Genomic DNA, 17,651 nt, shown 5'->3' on the forward strand with positions numbered 1-17,651 from the left:
GGCTGGAAGCCGCTCCCACAAGAAAAAATACCTTCACACCTGATTATAATTTTTTACTGTAGCCGCGCGGGGTATACACCCACTCTTTCGAACCATTCACAATGTGGCGGGATTCACTGTTCCCCACACTCACCAGCGTGAACATATCCACATCTTTGGCGTCCAGCTCACCCAAAGTGATGATCCTCACCGACTCATCTTCACGGGTCAGCTGTCGTCCTAACAGCACCGGTGTTTCCGCCGGGCGATATTGCAGCAGGATGTCGCGGGCATGATTGAGCTGCCAGTCGCGCTTCTTCGATACCGGATTATAGAAAGAGATCACAAAGTCACCGGCACCCGCGCTGTGGATACGTTTCTCTATTGTTTCCCAGGGGGTTAGCAGATCCGACAGCGAGACAGTACAGAAATCATGCCCCAACATCGCACCTACACGGCTGGCACCCGCCTGCATCGCAGAGATACCCGGAATCACCTCGATCTCTACATCCAGCCACTCCGGATGATCTTCCCTGCCCTGTAACTGCTGATCCAGCAGCTCAAACACCAGCGTTGCCATCGCGTAGATACCGATATCACCACTGGAGATCAGCGCGGTGGTTTTACCACTGGCTGCCAGATCCAGAGCCAGGCGCGCACGGCCGATCTCCTCACCCAAGGGCAGATCATGGTGTTGTTTGTTATCACAAACATCACCCAACAGATCCAGATAAAGACCGTAAGCGACCAGATCGGAACTTACCGCTATCGCTTCCAGCGCTTTGGGTGCGACCAGTTGCTTGTCACCCGGGCCGGTGCCCACTACAAATAGTTTCGACATTCAATTCTCTTTATTAATTCTTCGCGCAAGTCGCGCTTCCTACACCGGAATAACTTCTGGCAATTGCACAGGTAGCCTTCCTGGTTTTCTGTTTATTCAGGATCAACTCTGGGGCCTGACCGGTTTGCTGCTGTGCGCTGAGCAGTGCGGCAGATTCCGCTACACCATAAACACCCACCGTCTTGAATACATAGTCCGAGCGCGTACTGAGCAGCGGCTCCATCTCGGACAGTCTGGTTTTATCCCAGGTCTGATAGGGTTTACCCAGCTTATCAGCCAGCGCAATCAGTCCCTCCTCATCCGCTTTGATATCGATACTGCTGATTGTGCTGATCTGCTCCACTGACAGATCGGCCTGTTGCAGGCAAGCGATCAACAACCTTTCAAGCTCATCGACTGGACAACCACGCTCGCACCCCATACCGACACTATAAACCGGATTCAGATACCCCTTAGCCGTGGTGATCACCGGCTGTGCGTTCAACAGCCCTGCTACCTCAAGAGCCCAGTGGTTGGCCCCACCTTCGTGACCAGACAGCAGCGGAATGACAAACTCCCCCTGCTCATCCAGCACCAAGACAGGAGGATCCTGATACTTATCCTGTAACACCGGCGCCAAAGTGCGCATAACAATGCCGGTAGCACAGATAAAGATCAGTCGGTCGCCCTGTTGAAAGAACCCCTGTACCTGCTCGGTGAATGGCTGCGGTTTATAAACCAGATCCGCAGAGATCAATGATTGCAGCCGTTCAGCAAGGATTCTGCCTGCTTCGGTCAGGGCTATGATCTTACAGGTCATCAGCGACTCTGCCTCTCGCTACGGGTAATCACGAAGAGTGAAAAATAGGGCCCGGCTTCTGCCTCTAGTGTGCTGATATCATTCACAATGCGCTGATTATCCCGACCGATATATTCCAGATACCGGGCATCGTCAGTGCGTCCGGACTGATCCAGCAGTTTGAGCAGTCGCGGGCGTGCCTGCCCCGCTTTCATAATGACGAGTGAATCATGCTGCTGAAGGGCTGTAAGGATCTGCTCGTCGCTATGTCGACCATTAATGACCGCAAAGGATTCTTTCAGCATGGTCAGCGGCTGCACCAGCGTTGCCGCAGCAGCATTAACCGAAGTAATACCGGGTACCACTTCGCAGGTATAACGCCCTTGCAGGCGCTCCAGCAGATAGCTGAAAGAACCGAAAAAGAGTGGATCACCTTCACAGAGAAAGATCACATCCAGACCATGTTCCAGCTGCTCTGCGATCGCTTCAGCCCCCTGATCATAGGCACGATTTGCCCTCTCCCGCTCAGTCAGCATCGGCATGTAGATCGGGATACCCGATTGCGCACTCGTTGCTGAATAGATCGCATCAGAAGCGATCTTCTTTGCCTGAGATTCACCCTTCTCGTTCACCAGGTAACTGATCACATCAGCACTCTGAATTAAGCGCCAGGCTTTGACCGTCAGAAGCTCCGGGTCACCGGGGCCAACACCGACACCGATAAAACGGCCTTTCACCAGATTCATTGCCCACCTCCGGCAGTTGTTGCTGTCATCGTTTTGGTAAATTTAAACAGATTTACCGGGAGATTCGGCCGGTACATCAACTGCCCCGCCAGAGTTTCACCCCGACTCACCGCAACCTGTGTGGTTTCCTGCTGACTATCCCCAGCATCTGCCCGCAGTTGCCAGAAATCCATTAATATCTGTTTGCTGTTTTCGGTCACGGCACTTGCCACCAGCACTCCCTTATCTGGCAACAACGCCCAAACCTGAGCGAGCAGCTGTGGCAGTTCCCCGCCACTACCACCAATAAAAACTTTATTCGGCAGAGCAAGCCCTGCCAGTACAGTGGGAGCACGTCCAGTGACAATATTAAGGTTGCTCACCACACCAAAGCGTTCGCGATTGGCTGTCAAACACGCCAGGCGCTCAGGATGATGCTCAATCGCATCAACACTGGCCAGCGGTTGCCAGTACGCTAACTCAACCGCAACGCCACCACAGCCAGCGCCGATATCCCATACCCGATCTTCAGCATTCACCTGCATAAGCGAGAGAATACTCAGACGCACCTCACGCTTACTGATCATCCCTTTGCCGGGTTTATCTGCGTCGGTTATAAAATGCTGATCCGGGATCCCCGGAAACTCTGGCAGGTAACCCAGGTTAAGACCCGGCTCCACCAGTGTCAGATGCAGGGGATCAAACTCACAGTTATCCAGAACCCGCGCGTCAGCTGTGAAGGTTCTGATCTGCTCCTGGGGATAACCCAGCGTTTCAAGTACGGTTAATCTGGCATGTGGAAAACCTGAATCAACACAGAGTTTCGCGATCGCCTGAGGATAACTTTGACTATCGGTCAGGATCAGCAACGGCTGATTCTGGCGTAAACGCGTTTTCAGTTTCGCTAAAGGCCGCCCGTGCAGGCTCAGGACTTCCAGATCCTGCAATGCGATACCCAACCGGTGACAAGCGGTTTGCAGGCTGGATACAGCGGGATAAAACCTCAGATCGGACTGAGCAAAATGACGGCTAAACCAACGACCGATGCCATAAAACAAAGGATCACCGGAGGCTAAGATCATGACTGACTTTTGTTCAGCCAGAACATCGTCGATCAGAGGCTTCAACTCAACCAACTTCGGCAACTCGACGGTCGTTTTGCCGATGGGCAGCAGCGCTTCAATCGTGGTGAGCTGCCGCGCAGAACCGATGACCAGATCAACCTGTTGCAGTGCACGCTGAGCTTCTGATGACAGCTCCGCCGTATGGGAGACACCCAAACCAACCACGTGGATCATCAGTAATACTCCCCACGGTTACAGCGCAGCAGTGCGTTGCAGCTAGCCGCCGAAACCGCGCTTCCGCCTTGTCGTCCAAGCAGCGTAATGCACTCGATCCCCAGTTGCTCGTGTAGATCCCAAAGTGTCTGTTTTGATTCGGCCGCACCGACAAAACCGACCGGCATTCCGATAATCAACGCTGGCTTTTCAGCGCCTTTTTCGATCATCTCCAGCAAACGGAACAATGCGGTTGGGGCATTACCAATCACCACGACACTCCCCGCTAATGAATCACGCCATAGTTCGACGGCTGCCATAGAGCGGGTTTCGCCGGTTTCTTTTGCCAACTCAACGGTTCGTGGGTCATTCAGATAACAGCTAGGCAAACGTGAAATCATTCGTTTCGTGATGCCCTGACGGACCATCTCGACATCACAGAGAATCTCACACTCCTCAGCCAACGCTGCCATGCCCGATTCACAGGCATTTTTGCTAAAACGCACCTGTTCAGCCAGCTCCGGCATACCCAGGCTGTGGACAATGCGCATCACAACCTGCTGCTGTTCGCGGTCAAAACGGCTCAGCTCGGTCAGCTCACGAATCTGTCGGAAGCTATCTTTCTCGATCGCCTGTGGATTAATTTCGTACTCAAACGCCACGGTTTCTTCTACCTTGTACCTGTGAATTGCCTGACTGGCTTGCACCGGTTTTCCCGGTCACAAAATGCTTAACTGCCTTAACACAACACCCAATATCTCTATAGGTCTGATCCGCCTCGGGCAGATCCGGGCGTTGTAACATAAACACCTCAATACCGAGTTCCCGTGCAGCGCTCAACTTCGCTTCGGTCGCAGCACCACCACTGTTTTTACTAATCAGCAGGTCGATCTTATGCTGCTCTAACAAAGCACGTTCATCCTCATGCTTAAACGGGCCGATCGCCTTTAACCACACCATCGCATCCGGTAAAACCGCCTGCGCCGGTGCCGCCGTACGTATTACCTGTTTCTGCCCTCTGTGTTGTGCATAACGGGCTAGCTGATCAATCACCTGTTGCGATAACTGACCTGCAGTTAAAAGCACAGAGCGATACTTTTCTGCAGCGATGACCAGAGCATCCATATCGCTGAATAGCCGCCACTGATCTCCTGCCTGAGCGGTCCACTCTTCGCGGTGGAAACGCCAGCAGGGGATCGATAACTCAGCTGCCGCTTCTACCGCTGTCGTACTCATCCTCTTTGCAAATGGATGGGTAATATCTAACAACAGATCGATCTTATGCTTTTGCAGGTATTTCACCAGTCCGCCCCACTGGCTAAAACCACCCGAGATAACCTCGCAGGGTAGTTCAGGGACGCGTACCAACCCTGCGATGCTGTAGATAAGTCGGTTTTCACCTAACAGCCCTTGCTGATCCAGAGCTTTAACCACCTTTCGTGCATCGGAGGTACCACCCAATATCAGGATATTCATCATGATTCCCCTGATGCAGGCTGGCTCTGTGCATGGCCGACAAAGTTGCCTTTACGGTCCGTAGCCCAGACCTCTATCTCGATCTGGGGCTGTGTTTTATGCACAACCTCTTCTGCGACCAGCAGTGCCTGTGTACACACCGCTTGAGCCAGATCGATATCCTCAACCTGACAGAGCTGCAGCACTTCCATACTGGTATTGGCTGCCCGAATTTTTTCCAGTAAGGGTGCATCAGCCCCCAATTTTTCAGCCAGCAACGCCATATGCTGGAAATCAATACTGGAGCTACGGCTGTTCAGATCCATATGCCCATTCGCCAGTTTGGTCATCTTGCCAAAACCACCACAGATGCTGAGCCTTGCGACCGGCACTTTGCGCAGATGCTTAAGCAGTGCGCCGACAAAATCGCCCATCTCAATCAGCGCCATCTCATCCAGCTGATATTGGGCTTTAATCGCGGCCTCACTGGTACTGCCGGTGGTGGCCGCCAGATGTTGAATGCCGTTGGCGTTTGCCACATCGACACCCTGACGAATTGACGCAATATATGCGGCACAGGAGTAGGGACGGACAATCCCGGTCGTGCCGAGAATCGACAATCCCCCCATGATCCCCAGACGGGGATTCATGGTTTTCAGGGCGATCTGTTCACCTCTCTCCACACCCACAGACACCTCAAAACCACCCTCATAGCCATAAACCCCGGCAGCCTTGTGCAGATGATCCATCATCATCTGACGGGGTACCGGATTGATCGCCGGTTCACCCACCTCAAGCACCAACCCTTCACGGGTGACCGTTCCAACACCGGCAGCAGGCTTGAAGACAACACCCGTGTCCGGAAGCAGGCGTAGCTCTACAAATACGGTTGCACCATGGGTTACATCGGGGTCATCACCGGCATCTTTGATCGTTGCAGTTCGTATACCCTGTTCACCCTGAAGCGGTTGGTAGGCAATAATTTCCAGCTCTACCAACTGGCCCCGGGGCAGTAACACTTCTACTTTTTGCGGTTGTTTTTCTGCCAGTAGCGCCTGTGCTGCAGCCACACAACATGCAGTCGCACAGCAACCGGTGGTTAAACCGCTGCGTAACTGTTGCTGTTGGTTTTCGCTACTTTCAGGCCACATGTGAGGTTAACCTCTCTCTTCCAGATTACCGCTAAAAATAGCCGCAATTGCTTCCGGGTTTGAGGCAAAAAACAGATGCAGATAACTTGCAGTCAGTCCTCTCTCCCGGTAGATCGCCTCACCCGGCGCGGGGTGACGTTGACGACGGCCATAGCCAACCGGCTCCGGTGTCGCAGCACTACGGGAGCGGTGATGTGCATGGGCCTGCACTTCACCCTCGGGCAGCATCGCTGTTTGCATCCCCTGGCAACCGCGTTTTCCGCGCATCGCACCGTTACCCTGTAACAGCCCTGCCATAGGTAAGCAGTTATCTTCAAGGTCCGTCAGATCTTCCAGGCAGTAGAGGAAGCCACCACACTCAGCCAGAATCGGTTTACCCGCAAGATGAAAATCGCGAATCTGCGCCTGCATGGTTTGATTCTCAGATAGGGCCCTGGCATGTAGTTCCGGATAACCGCCAGGTAACCAGAGGCTGTCTGCTTCAGGCAGTTGATCATCATGTAAAGGTGAAAAGAATTTAAGCGCTGCCCCCATCTGCTCAAGCAATCGAAGGTTTGCATCGTAGATAAAACTAAACGCTTCATCTTTGGCGATGGCGATCGTTTTCCCCGTTAGCAGAGGTTCCAGATCGGGTAGCTCTGCGCTCAGAAACGCAACCGGTTCGGGCAGTTCGGTAATCTGGTTGGCTTCGGCTAAGGGTCCCTTGATCCACTGGGCTCCCAGATCAAACCGATGCTCCAGTTCATCATACACCTCCGCAGCCTGTACCAGGCCCAGATGACGTTCCGGCAGGGCTACCTCGGGATCACGCGCTAATGTCGCCAGTAGCGGCAGTGATTCTGGCAACGCATCACGAATCAGTTGCGCATGACGCTCTGTGCCGCAATTATTCGCGATCAACCCTGCAACCTGAATATCATCTCGATAGTTCGCCAACCCCGTCGCAATGGCAGCTGCCGTCTGAGCCATCCCCTTAACATTCATCACAATGGCAACCGGGATATTAAAGCGTGCGGCCAGATCAGCACTGGAGGGTTCACCATCGAACATCCCCATCGCACCTTCCACCAGAATCAGGTCGGCCGTCTGCGCCGCTTCAAAGAGTTTTTGCTGGCAGTAGTTTTCACCCGCCATCCACAGATCCAGCTGCTCAACATCCTGACCACTGGCCTGTGCCAGAATCTGTGGATCGAGATAATCGGGGCCGGTCTTGAACACCCGCACCACTTTGCCCTGATCACGGAAATAGCGCGCTAAAGCAGCGGTGATGGTCGTTTTTCCCTCACCCGAACTGGGTGCCGTCAGAAACAGCGCCGGGCACTTAACAGATTGCGGTTCAGCCATCAGAATTCAATCCCTGCCTGCGCTTTAACCCCAAGGCGAAACGCATGGCGCTCATCTCGGATACTGCTGATCGTATCAGCGATCTCTTCCAGCCCCTCGGGCATAACCCGCCCGGTAATCATGACGCTCTGATGCTTAGGGCGTTTCTGCAGGGCTTCAATCACCGGCTCTAGTGGCAGGTATTTGTATTTGAACATGTAGCTGAGCTCATCAAACACCAGCATCTCGTAACGATCATCCTGCAGGTACGTTTCAGCTAACGCCCAGGCCTTCTGCGCCGCTTCGATATCTTGGGTTTTATCCTGTGTTTCCCAGGTAAATCCGTGCCCCATCACATTCCAATCGATCAGTTCATGGTCACGGAAAAGTTTATACTCTCCGGTTTCAGTCCGACCTTTTACAAACTGGATCACGGCTGCTTTTTTTCCATGCCCAACACAGCGCGCCATGGTCCCAAAAGCGGAACTGCTTTTACCTTTACCATTACCTTTGAGGAGGATAAGCACTCCACGCTCCTCGGTGGCCTGAGCGATCCGTTTATCGATCACCTCTTTTTTCTTTGCCATGCGTTCCTGATGAGATTTCATCAATAGGCTCCTGCAATTGAGAGATAGGATGCATTCAGCTCAGCCGCCAGTTCACGACCCCGGCCCCGCTTTACTGCACTCATTTCCGTATCGATCCAGACAACTTCACCCGGCAGATCAACACCCGCTAACGAGCTGCTGCTACGCCCATCCGTTAGGACATAACAGCGCACCTGTAGTTGCGGACTCTGTTTCTTGAGTTGCCGCAGGTAGCTTTGCGCTTTCTCAAACACCTCACGCATCGGGGTACCCCCCGCCGCGCCCAACTGATCGAGCCAGCTACGTAGCTCTTTCGGCGCTCTGACCTTTGAGAGCAGGTTTTCAACCTGATTGTTACCAAACCCAAACAGTGCGATCTGTTCACGTTGCAGGTAGGCCTGTTCTGAAATCTGCAGCAGTGCAGCTTTTGCGTGCGCAAAGCTCTGCGCTTTCAGCGTCGAAGCAGATCTGTCCAGCAGGACCAGATGCAGAACATCTGGTCGCTGCTGCTGACGGCGAAAACGCAGGGAGCGTGGAGGCCACTCCGGCAGGCTGTGCAACAGTGTCGCGAACCAGTCTGGACGCTGACTTATTCCACGGCTCCTCTCACTGCCCAACTGGCTCAGTTCAGTCTGCTTGAAACGCTCCAGAGGAAGATCAGCCTGATCGGCGGTTTTCTGTTGTTGCGCGGGCATACTGCCCCACTCACCCTGATCGCTGTCGCGTTCAGACTGACTTGCTTCCGGGCGCTGAAAAGGGGGTGCCGGATTATCCGGGGGTGATGCCGGTGGGGTGGCGTTGCGTCGATGTGCCAGAACCAGCTCCTCTACCGCATCAATGTCGATCATCTCAATCTGATCTCGCTGATTGAACGCCGCATGTGCCAGCGCGGCGCGATACCAGACGATATCAGCCCGCAGCCCATCAACCTGTGAATCACTGCAGCGTACCGCAATCTCCAAGCGCAAAGCCTCGCTGCAATTTAAGCTGGACAGGCGGTGTCGAGCCTGACTGATCCGCTGGATCAGACCACGCTGACCCGCACGATAGTGTTCACAGAAGCCCTCCGGATCGGTATCAAACAGCTCTCTTCGCTTAACGATCTCGACCCGCTCCTGTGGCGTGTATTGGTTGGTCAGCTGTACCGATAAGCCAAAACGGTCATGCAGTTGCGGTCGCAGCTCACCCTCATCCGGGTTCATCGTACCCACCAGCAGAAATTCGGCACGGTGGTGATGACTGATGCCATCACGCTCCACCCGGTTGATACCGGAAGCGGCGACATCCAACAGCAGGTCAACCAGATGATCGGGCAGCAGATTGACCTCATCTACATAGAGAACTCCACCATGGGCCCGGCTGAGCAACCCCGGACGGAACTTAACCTGCTTATCATTCAGCACCTGTTCCAGATCCAGCGAACCAAGCAACATCTCTTCACTGGCGCCCAGAGGCAGAGTCACAAACTCAGCCGGCAACAGCTGTTCTGCCTCAACCTCAGTGGGCTGATGCTCCGGTAACAGATCGGCAAACCCCCGCGCCAGTGTCGATTTAGCGCAGCCCCGCGGGCCACTGATCACTACCCCGCCGATGGCAGGATTGATCGCAGCCAGAATCAAGGCCAGCTTGAAATGATCCTGGCCGCAAACCGCTGTAAATGGAAAATGAGATCTGCTCATTCTGTTACCTTTTGATTCCAGTTTTCACCGAAAAAATTATCTGTTTAAACGCACGCTTCAGCTGATGAAGGGTATTTTTACTGCTTTGGCCAATGGGCATGATGCTCATCGATCACAAACTTATGCTTATGCGTCTGCCGTGGATGGTAGTGCGGATGCAGATGCGGCTCCGGCCCCTCCCACCCTTCATGCTCATGCTGATGGTGCTCATCATGAAAATGCGGATGCAGATGATCCATCTCAGGATGTTCATGCCAGAGTAGATCCTGGTCATCGCGCCGCCACAGCAGCATAGCAGCCAGAGTCGCAGCTGCCGCCAACATTCCCAACCCTAAAAAAGCACCAGCCATTCCCAACCGGCTTCCCAACCAGCCCGCCAGTAGATATCCCACCAACCACATCGCATGGGTGAGAGCAAAGTTGGCTGAAAAGTAATCATTCCGGTCGCTCTCCTGACAGGAGTGACGCACCACCCGACCGGTGGGGATCAGAATCATACTGGTACCCACACCGATCAAAAACCAGATCGGAAACAACCCCAAATATCCGGGCGTAGCCACCCCAGTGAAGAGCGCCAAAGAGAGCAACACCGCTCCCAGAATCATAACCGGCCGATCATGCAACCCTTCCAACATTTTTGGCAGAACAACCGCCGCAACCATAGAGCCCACACCGGCGGCCAGCATCAGTAAAGGAACCTGTTCCTCAGACAACCCCAGGACTGCGCGCACATAGACCACCGTATTGACGATGATCATCGCCCCTGCGGCCGAGAGTGCCAGATTCAACAGCAGCACCGCCCGTAACCGGGGTGTTTTCAGGTAGCTACGCACACCAAAACTGATCTTTTCCCAGACTCCGCCACTACGGTCACTGACCCTACTCACAGGCACAGACGCCAGCAGTAGCAAACCAGAAGCCAACACAAAGCCCACCGCATTAAACTGGAACAACAGCGCATAGCCGCTATATAGCAGCAGGAGAGCTGCGAGTGCAGGGCTTAACAGGCTCTCCATCTCCATCGCCAACCGAGACAGCGAGAGCGCACGGGTATACTCTTTTTCATCGCTTAACAGATCCGGGAGCAGGGCCTGATAGACCGGCGTATAGCCTGCGGCCATCGCGTTCAACAGAAACATCAGCAGAAACAGCTGCCAGGGGGCATGACAGAACGGCAGCAATAAAACCAGCAGCGCCCTCCCCAGATTTAATCCCGCCAACCAGTGCTTTCTGGGCAGATGACTGGCATAGCCGCCCACAACCGGTGCCACCAGCAGGTAAGCCACCATCTTTACTGCCAGCGCGATACCTAACACCCAACCGGCATCCTCAGGCTTAAGTTCAAATGCCAGCAGTGCAAGAGCAACCGTCGAGAGACCGGTACCGATCAGAGAGATCAGTTGTCCGAAGAACAACCAGCGAAACGCATGATTTCTGAGCGGCAGCAGGATCTCCATCAAGCAGTTTCCAGAACGGGTTGGGATGAGGTGACTGCTATTAGTTTAGCGTTTTCCAGGCACACTTCACGGGTGGCCAATTGGGCAATAAACTCAGCATCATGGGAGATAATAATCATCGCCTGAGGCAAACCGGATAAGGTATCGATCAGACGCTGCCTGGCCGCGGTATCCAGCGCATTACTTGGTTCATCTAACAGCAACACCTCCGGCTCCATGGCTAACACCGACGCCAGTGTGATCATCCGTTTCTCGCCGCCGGAAAGCTGGTGCGTAATCCGCTCTTCAAATCCTGCCATCCCCAGAGAGGCCAGTGTGTCACTCGCGATCTGCAGTGCGTCCTCGCGGCTTTTACCCAGATTCAGCGGTCCAAATGCCACATCTTCCAGTACGGTTGGACAGAACAACTGATCATCCGGGTCCTGAAACAGAAAACCCGCACGTGCACGCACATCAATAAACTGCTTCTCCTCTGAGCGGGTTTCCCCAAAGGCCCAGATCTCTCCCGCTTTTGGCTTTTTCAACCCCACCAGAAGGTGTAACAGCGTGGTCTTTCCCGCACCATTGGGGCCGGTCAGGGCCACTCGCTCACCCGCTTGCAGGCTAAAGTCGACCCCATCCAACACCACGCCCCGCCTCGGGTAGCGGTAGCTGAGACCGGTCACTTTAATCAAGTTTTTTTGTCCGCTCATAGAAAATTAAGCCCGGTTAAAACAGTGAGAAAGGGGATAAACAGTGCCATAAAACGGTAGTCATCCCGACCTAAGGCCATCTCATCCAACAGGTAAAACTGTCCCTTATAGCCGCGGCATTTCATCGCATCCATGATCCGCTCAGAACGCTCCAGCGAGTGCACCAGCAGCATACCGATCAGGTAACCGATTGAGCGCCAGGTGTGCATATTTGTTCTGAGGACAAAGGCCCGCGCCTGCATGGCGCGGCGCATCCGCTTATATTCCTGCCCGATCACATCCAGATAACGGACCGTGAACAGCATCAGATGAACCAACTTATCCGGGACGCGAAGGTGCGCCAAAGCGTGGCCCAGCGTCGTTGCGCTGATCGTCCCTACCAGTGCCAGTAACGCCAGCACAACGGCATGCGCTTTTAGCAGGATCATCAGTGCGTGTAGAAAGCCCTCTTTGCTGGCGGATAAACCAAAGAGGGTAAACCAGGTGTCGCCGGGAGTCGTGAATGGCAGCAATATGATCAGAAAGATCATAAACATATCCATCGCAATGACACGACGGAGCGTGCGTTTCACGTTCAGCTGTGCCAGCAGTGCCAGCACAAAACCGGCAATAACCGCCACCGATAACACCCAAAAGTTATGCGAGAGTACTGTGGCAAAAGCGAACAGCGTGACCATCACCACACGCAAGCGCGGATCCAACCGATCGATCAGTGACCGTTCATGCTTAACTTTCTGTCCCTTCCAGGAGGTGCCACTGTGTTCAAGAAACTGAGGCATCGCCCTTTTCCCTCTGACGCTGGCGCCACCAGATACCTATGCCACACAAACCGAAGATATAACCGATTCCACCCAGAATATCCTGAAAGCCCGCCTTTTCTTTATAGGCCGCAAGCTCCTTTCGCAGGGGTTTCACCTGCTTAGCAACCGCTTGTTCAACCAACGCCTGTAGCGCTTTCTGATCACCATCAAAGTTCACCTGTGCTTCTGAAACTTTGGCAGCCCTGGTAGCACCACCTCCGGGTAGAGAATCAGGAAGTTCATCTGCAGGCAAAATAAGGTCCAGCAGATGACCCGAACTCAGGTTCACAGAGAAGTAATGATCAATCCGCTGCGAGGCCTCATAGGTGAACATACCCTCTGAATCAATAGCCTCACGACCCAACTCAGTTCCAGCGGCATCAGAGATAACAACCTCTGTTCCCTCGGCTGCCATGTCACCATTGGAAAAACCAACCTCTCCCTCAACAGTACTGCCGATGGCATAGACACCGCCAATGACGTTATGTGCCTGAGCCGACTGAGTTATCAGCAGGAAAACCGTTGCGATAAAAACGCCAACCATAGACAAAAATCCGGTCTGTTTAGAGACGGTTCTCTGATGCAAACCTCTTTCGCCACAGAGCGTAACTTCTACCGCACACTTACCCATACACCCGCTCCTCATCAATTCCCAGAAACTCAGGTTTAACTTTACGGATCAGCAGGACCGCTGCAGCGGTGACAAAACCCTCTACAATCATCACCGGAATATGCGCCACAAAGGTCGCTTTAGCTGCCAGTAAAAACGCCTCACCCGATAGCATCAGAGAGAATGCGACCATGATGGTGGTAATAATGATGGAGCCTGCGCCTCCGATCGCACCCCAGGTCGCGGCAATTTTTGGCGAAGGAGAACTGATTCCATGTCGACACAGGTAATACACCAGCACCGCTGGCAAAGCGATATTAACCGCATTGACCCCCAATACCAGAAACCCACCAAAGCCGAAGAAGACCGCTTGCAGAAATAGAGCGACCAGCAGAGCGGGGAATGCAGCCCAACCCAGCGCCAATCCGATCAATCCATTCAAAATCAGATGCACACTGGAGAAGCCGATCGGTAGATGTATATAGGAGGCGATAAAGAATACCGCGGAGAGGACACCAACCTGCGGAAGGTGATCGTAATCCATCCGCTTCAGCCCCCACGCGACACCTGCTACGGTCATTGCCGCCCCGGCTGCTAACACTGGAACGGCAAGCGCACCATCAACAATATGCATCCTCGTATCCCTCAGTTATTTAACAGGATGGGCCTGAACCCAGATGACCGCATCCTGAGAGAGCTCTTTACCCTGGTGTTCTTTATCAGGACCCACACCCAACGCAGCAAAACCCCACTGCCCTGCCTTAGGAAGGCCGAAGTTAAACGTGCCGTTGGCATCAGCAAAAATGGTCATAGTAATAAACGCATCGGCTGGCGGCTCAATCTTCGCTTTGTCAGTAAATCGATCATGCTTCATGTCGGGGTCGTAATTAACGTACTCGACCTCAATTTCGGCAAATGGAACCGGCTTACCTTCACTTTTCACAACGCCTGTAAAGGTTCCGCCCTCATAGATGGCATAAGGTTTAGTGAGTGGAACTATCTCAGCTTTCAGCCCCAGATCCTCACTCCAATCGGTTGGCAGGCTACCTACATTCACAACTGTTTTTGTGATCTGCTGAATATAGGTATCTTCAGATTCCTCAAGGTAGGGAGCCATCTGATAGATAAAAACATAATCCCCTAAACCACGCAGTTTCACATCCGCCTCATAGGAGCTACCGGTATTTTCAGCACTACTCCAGGTGGAAGCTTTCACCTGATCGATCAGATCTGCTTTTTTCCCTTTCTTAATCACAAAAAACTGTTCAGGCTGATCGACAGTCATCACATGACCATTGTCGGCTGGGTGGGTAAAGGGGAGTTTGAGTGTGATTACCCCACCACGCTCTTTCAGAAGATCAGGGGTATAAACCATTTGAAAATGCGCCTGCGCTGATGATGTAAACAGCAACGCTGAAGCAGCAATAGCGATTGTCAGTTTTTTGAACACGAAATTTTCTCCAACATAAACAGTGTCGGAGTTGGGAGGATAAGTAGGCTCAGTCAGGCTGAACGGTTACTCGGTGAAGCCCTCCGCAACACCACGGTAAACATTTATCAGGCTGGTATCCGGACTCATCAGCGAAGGGATTCCTTCTATTACCCCACCTTCCCGCACTCCAGTGAGCACAGTGGTATTTGAGGTAACTTGACTGATTTACCGTTGCGGGGGCAGTGTTGGGATTGCACTGAAATGCGCACCAACTTCCCGGACCAGACATAGTATTAAGCGTTGTCCAGCCTGCACTGACGTGCCACCTGATAAGCGCTCAACGATACCTGCGCTACAGATCCATTGCAATTGAGTTCTTTTCTATTAACTATGAATTAGTTACATGCACTAAACCTGATTCCAATTTGACCCTATAATGCAGGCAATTCTGATCTATTGAGTTATCACTATGCTTTATGTTCTACCTGAAACCACGGGCGACATTATTGTTCTGCAAGCCAATGGCACGCTGACGGCGTCCGATTACACGGAAACTTTTCTACCGCTGTTTGATCATGTCAAAAATACACACCCTGAAGTCAGACTGCTGATCACCTTCGCACCCGATTTTGAAGGGTTCGAAGTCGGCACACTCTGGGAAGAGATCAAGTTTGGCAGCCAACATGCGAACGACTTTCATCGGGTAGCCATTGTAGGGGATCCAAAGTGGACTGAATGGATGAGCAGGGTCGCCGATCTGCTCATGAAAGGTGAGATCCGCCACTACCGAATGACTCAGCTACTGGAAGCGCTTCGCTGGATCAACGATGAAGATGATGATGATGAGGAAGAAACGCACTATCCGTTCGGTGGCTAGCGGCAACAGATGTAAAAGATCCACCTTCTAAAGAAGGTGGCTTTGCTTGCCCCCCTATAAGGAGGTAGCCCACTACCCCTGCGGCATCTCGCTCTTCGCTATTATTTTTCTACTTCGATATATAACGTCAGATGCGTAGGAGCGGTGTCCTCACCGCGACAAAAAGCTGAGTCACTTTCGCGGTGAGGACACCGCTCCCACAATACGCTTATCCAGCCATTGAGATACAAGCGAAATAGAGATTACGGTGGGCCATTTCAGATCAAGCCAAAAGGGATGATAACCACCTACTGACGTAGGTGATTTAGGGCTAAAAATAAAAAGGCGATCCTAAGAGATCGCCTTTTTATCATACTGCTTAGGCTACAAAGCCATAGTCAGATTATTTACCTTCCAGAGAAGGTGCACCCTGCGCGTCGAAATACTCACGCGTCAACTTGAAGACAACCGGGCTCAATAGCGCCAGTGCAATCAGGTTAGGAATCGCCATCATCGCGTTCAGCGTATCCGCCAGCAACCAGACAAAATCCAGACTAACCATCGTACCTACCGGTACAGCAATGATCCAAAGGATGCGGAATGGGGTAATCACTTTCACGCCGAACAGGTACTCTGCACAACGCTCACCGTATACGCTCCAACCCAGAATTGTGGTGAAGGCAAAGATCGCCAAAGCAATCGCAACAATGTAGTTACCCACACCCGGCAGCGCTTCAGCAAAGGCCGCAGAGGTTAATGCCGCGCCAGACTCACCACTTGTCCAGATACCGGAAGTGATGATAACCAGCCCCGTAATCGAACAGATGATAATGGTATCCAGGAAGGTACCCAGCATCGCGATAAGGCCCTGACGTACAGGATCTTTCGTCTGAGATGCCGCATGCGCAATCGGCGCAGAACCCAGACCCGCCTCATTCGAGAACACACCACGTGCCACACCAAAACGGATAGCCGCCCAAACAGCAGCTCCGGCAAAACCACCTTCAGCCGCAGCTTCAGAGAATGCATAGGTAAAGATCAGATCCAGAGCTGCAGGGATAGCATCTGCATTGATCGCCAGAACGATCAGACCCGCAACCAGATAGCTAATCGCCATCAATGGAACCAGCGCACCTGCTACCGCACCGATACGCTTGATACCACCCAGCAGCACGGCTGCAGTCAGCACCATTAAGATGACACCCGTTACCCAGGTAGGCAATGCGAAGTTAGATTCCAGTACCGCTGCGACAGAGTTAGACTGAACTGTGTTACCGATACCAAATCCGGCGATCATACCAAACACAGCAAATGCCGTACCCATCCACGCCCATTTCGAACCCAGACCATTTTTGATGTAGTACATCGGGCCACCAACATGGTTGCCATTCTCATCAACTTCACGATATTTAACGGCCAGAACAGCCTCAGCAAACTTGGTAGCCATACCCACTAGCGCGGTACACCACATCCAGAAAAGTGCACCTGGGCCACCCAGGAAGACAGCCGTCGCAACGCCTGCAATGTTACCAGTACCAACCGTCGCGGACATCGCCGTCATCAGTGCCTGGAAAGGAGATATTTCACCTTCAGCTTTTTCAGAGTCAGACGCTTTACGTCCACCCCACATCAGCTTGAAGCCTGTGCCTAACTTTAGGATAGGCATCAGTTTCAGACCCAGCTGCAGGAACAAGCCCACACCCAGAATCAGTACCAGCATCATAGGACCCCATACGATCCCGTTAACCATGCCGATAAAATCGGTTAATGCTTCCATTTTTATTCCTCAATATTTTTTTGTTTATGTGAGGTTTGTTTACTCTTGGGAGTAATTATTATTCTAGCTAACATCCAGCCACTCATGATTGAGGGCGCTTCCGTTCATGGCGAGGTGACGATTGCCGAGCCCGCCAGGCAGCCTGATCAAGGCTTACAGACCGAGCTATCACAGCACTGGCCCTGATGATCAAGACCACCTTTATCCTGCCAAGGGTTATGGCTCAAAAAAC

At 52.8% G+C, this 17,651-nt stretch carries 18 protein-coding genes and 1 riboswitch; of the genes, 1 reads left to right on the forward strand and 17 read right to left on the reverse strand.

Annotated elements, in window-relative coordinates; translation table 11 throughout:
- Positions 1-43: 43 nt before the first annotated feature.
- From cobJ to Q0882_RS02570, 16 genes are all read right to left on the reverse strand, one after another.
- Positions 44-820 carry a precorrin-3B C(17)-methyltransferase gene (gene cobJ / locus Q0882_RS02495; protein ID WP_299177580.1) on the reverse strand — a complete coding sequence of 259 codons (777 nt, stop codon included), beginning with the start codon at positions 818-820 and terminating at the stop codon, positions 44-46.
- Between the two features lie 13 nt (positions 821-833).
- Positions 834-1,619, reverse strand: coding sequence for a cobalamin biosynthesis protein (locus tag Q0882_RS02500; protein ID WP_299177582.1), 786 nt, complete (start codon positions 1,617-1,619; stop codon positions 834-836).
- A complete protein-coding gene (gene cobI / locus Q0882_RS02505) occupies positions 1,619-2,344 on the reverse strand; it encodes a precorrin-2 C(20)-methyltransferase (protein ID WP_299177584.1) in 726 nt (241 codons plus the stop codon). The genes Q0882_RS02500 and cobI overlap by 1 nt, the downstream gene beginning before the upstream one ends.
- Positions 2,341-3,621, reverse strand: a complete 1,281-nt coding sequence (gene cbiE / locus Q0882_RS02510; protein ID WP_299177587.1) for a precorrin-6y C5,15-methyltransferase (decarboxylating) subunit CbiE — start codon at positions 3,619-3,621, stop codon at positions 2,341-2,343. Before cbiE ends, cobI begins: the two co-directional genes overlap by 4 nt.
- Positions 3,621-4,262: a precorrin-8X methylmutase gene (locus tag Q0882_RS02515; RefSeq protein WP_299177590.1), complete on the reverse strand. Its 642-nt coding sequence runs from the start codon at positions 4,260-4,262 to the stop codon at positions 3,621-3,623. The genes cbiE and Q0882_RS02515 overlap by 1 nt, the downstream gene beginning before the upstream one ends.
- The gene (locus tag Q0882_RS02520) at positions 4,252-5,079 is read right to left on the reverse strand and encodes a precorrin-6A/cobalt-precorrin-6A reductase (RefSeq protein ID WP_299177593.1); all 828 of its coding nucleotides are present in this window, start codon (positions 5,077-5,079) and stop codon (positions 4,252-4,254) included. The genes Q0882_RS02515 and Q0882_RS02520 overlap by 11 nt, the downstream gene beginning before the upstream one ends.
- Positions 5,076-6,206: a cobalt-precorrin-5B (C(1))-methyltransferase gene (locus Q0882_RS02525; RefSeq protein ID WP_299177596.1), complete on the reverse strand. Its 1,131-nt coding sequence runs from the start codon at positions 6,204-6,206 to the stop codon at positions 5,076-5,078. Before Q0882_RS02525 ends, Q0882_RS02520 begins: the two co-directional genes overlap by 4 nt.
- A 6-nt stretch (positions 6,207-6,212) precedes the next feature.
- Positions 6,213-7,550: a cobyrinate a,c-diamide synthase gene (locus Q0882_RS02530; RefSeq protein ID WP_299177599.1), complete on the reverse strand. Its 1,338-nt coding sequence runs from the start codon at positions 7,548-7,550 to the stop codon at positions 6,213-6,215.
- Positions 7,550-8,137 (reverse strand): cob(I)yrinic acid a,c-diamide adenosyltransferase, encoded by a 588-nt coding sequence (gene cobO, locus Q0882_RS02535; protein WP_299177602.1) that lies wholly within the window; start codon positions 8,135-8,137, stop codon positions 7,550-7,552. The genes Q0882_RS02530 and cobO overlap by 1 nt, the downstream gene beginning before the upstream one ends.
- Complete coding sequence (locus tag Q0882_RS02540; protein WP_299177604.1) at positions 8,137-9,795, reverse strand: ATP-binding protein; 1,659 nt, start codon at positions 9,793-9,795, stop codon at positions 8,137-8,139. The genes cobO and Q0882_RS02540 overlap by 1 nt, the downstream gene beginning before the upstream one ends.
- Positions 9,796-9,872: 77 nt before the next feature.
- On the reverse strand, positions 9,873-11,252 hold the full coding sequence (locus tag Q0882_RS02545; protein ID WP_299177607.1) for an MFS transporter: 1,380 nt from the start codon (positions 11,250-11,252) through the stop codon (positions 9,873-9,875).
- A complete protein-coding gene (locus Q0882_RS02550) occupies positions 11,252-11,944 on the reverse strand; it encodes an energy-coupling factor ABC transporter ATP-binding protein (protein WP_299177610.1) in 693 nt (230 codons plus the stop codon). The genes Q0882_RS02545 and Q0882_RS02550 overlap by 1 nt, the downstream gene beginning before the upstream one ends.
- Positions 11,941-12,723, reverse strand: a complete 783-nt coding sequence (cbiQ, locus tag Q0882_RS02555; RefSeq protein WP_299177613.1) for a cobalt ECF transporter T component CbiQ — start codon at positions 12,721-12,723, stop codon at positions 11,941-11,943. The genes Q0882_RS02550 and cbiQ overlap by 4 nt, the downstream gene beginning before the upstream one ends.
- A complete protein-coding gene (locus Q0882_RS02560) occupies positions 12,707-13,375 on the reverse strand; it encodes a hypothetical protein (RefSeq protein WP_299177615.1) in 669 nt (222 codons plus the stop codon). Before Q0882_RS02560 ends, cbiQ begins: the two co-directional genes overlap by 17 nt.
- Positions 13,368-13,988 carry a cobalt transporter CbiM gene (gene cbiM / locus Q0882_RS02565; RefSeq protein ID WP_299177618.1) on the reverse strand — a complete coding sequence of 207 codons (621 nt, stop codon included), beginning with the start codon at positions 13,986-13,988 and terminating at the stop codon, positions 13,368-13,370. Before cbiM ends, Q0882_RS02560 begins: the two co-directional genes overlap by 8 nt.
- Positions 13,989-14,003: 15 nt before the next feature.
- Positions 14,004-14,804, reverse strand: a complete 801-nt coding sequence (locus tag Q0882_RS02570; RefSeq protein ID WP_299177621.1) for a DUF4198 domain-containing protein — start codon at positions 14,802-14,804, stop codon at positions 14,004-14,006.
- A 92-nt stretch (positions 14,805-14,896) separates the two neighbouring features.
- A riboswitch (cobalamin riboswitch) is annotated at positions 14,897-15,131 on the reverse strand.
- A 124-nt stretch (positions 15,132-15,255) separates the two neighbouring features.
- On the opposite strand from Q0882_RS02570, the gene Q0882_RS02575 reads away from it, so the two are divergent.
- On the forward strand, positions 15,256-15,663 hold the full coding sequence (locus Q0882_RS02575) for an STAS/SEC14 domain-containing protein (RefSeq protein WP_299177624.1): 408 nt from the start codon (positions 15,256-15,258) through the stop codon (positions 15,661-15,663).
- A 382-nt stretch (positions 15,664-16,045) separates the two neighbouring features.
- Here the strand turns inward: Q0882_RS02575 and Q0882_RS02580 are convergent, their stop codons facing one another.
- The gene (locus Q0882_RS02580; RefSeq protein WP_299177627.1) at positions 16,046-17,419 is read right to left on the reverse strand and encodes a sodium:alanine symporter family protein; all 1,374 of its coding nucleotides are present in this window, start codon (positions 17,417-17,419) and stop codon (positions 16,046-16,048) included.
- Positions 17,420-17,651 lie beyond the last annotated feature (232 nt).

The organism is uncultured Neptuniibacter sp., from assembly GCF_947498015.1.
Classification (GTDB): Bacteria; Pseudomonadota; Gammaproteobacteria; order Pseudomonadales; family Balneatricaceae; genus Neptuniibacter.

Excerpts from the sequence above, each read along its gene's own strand:
- cobJ (WP_299177580.1), bottom strand. The coding sequence starts at position 820 with ATGTCGAAACTATTTGTAGTGGGCACCGGCCCGGGTGACAAGCAACTG.
- Q0882_RS02500 (WP_299177582.1), bottom strand. The coding sequence starts at position 1,619 with ATGACCTGTAAGATCATAGCCCTGACCGAAGCAGGCAGAATCCTTGCT.
- cobI (WP_299177584.1), bottom strand. The coding sequence starts at position 2,344 with ATGAATCTGGTGAAAGGCCGTTTTATCGGTGTCGGTGTTGGCCCCGGT.
- cbiE (WP_299177587.1), bottom strand. The coding sequence starts at position 3,621 with ATGATCCACGTGGTTGGTTTGGGTGTCTCCCATACGGCGGAGCTGTCA.
- Q0882_RS02520 (WP_299177593.1), bottom strand. The coding sequence starts at position 5,079 with ATGATGAATATCCTGATATTGGGTGGTACCTCCGATGCACGAAAGGTG.
- Q0882_RS02525 (WP_299177596.1), bottom strand. The coding sequence starts at position 6,206 with ATGTGGCCTGAAAGTAGCGAAAACCAACAGCAACAGTTACGCAGCGGT.
- Q0882_RS02530 (WP_299177599.1), bottom strand. The coding sequence starts at position 7,550 with ATGGCTGAACCGCAATCTGTTAAGTGCCCGGCGCTGTTTCTGACGGCA.
- cobO (WP_299177602.1), bottom strand. The coding sequence starts at position 8,137 with ATGAAATCTCATCAGGAACGCATGGCAAAGAAAAAAGAGGTGATCGAT.
- Q0882_RS02540 (WP_299177604.1), bottom strand. The coding sequence starts at position 9,795 with ATGAGCAGATCTCATTTTCCATTTACAGCGGTTTGCGGCCAGGATCAT.
- Q0882_RS02545 (WP_299177607.1), bottom strand. The coding sequence starts at position 11,252 with ATGGAGATCCTGCTGCCGCTCAGAAATCATGCGTTTCGCTGGTTGTTC.
- Q0882_RS02550 (WP_299177610.1), bottom strand. The coding sequence starts at position 11,944 with ATGAGCGGACAAAAAAACTTGATTAAAGTGACCGGTCTCAGCTACCGC.
- cbiQ (WP_299177613.1), bottom strand. The coding sequence starts at position 12,723 with ATGCCTCAGTTTCTTGAACACAGTGGCACCTCCTGGAAGGGACAGAAA.
- Q0882_RS02560 (WP_299177615.1), bottom strand. The coding sequence starts at position 13,375 with ATGGGTAAGTGTGCGGTAGAAGTTACGCTCTGTGGCGAAAGAGGTTTG.
- cbiM (WP_299177618.1), bottom strand. The coding sequence starts at position 13,988 with ATGCATATTGTTGATGGTGCGCTTGCCGTTCCAGTGTTAGCAGCCGGG.
- Q0882_RS02575 (WP_299177624.1), top strand. The coding sequence starts at position 15,256 with ATGCTTTATGTTCTACCTGAAACCACGGGCGACATTATTGTTCTGCAA.
- Q0882_RS02580 (WP_299177627.1), bottom strand. The coding sequence starts at position 17,419 with ATGGAAGCATTAACCGATTTTATCGGCATGGTTAACGGGATCGTATGG.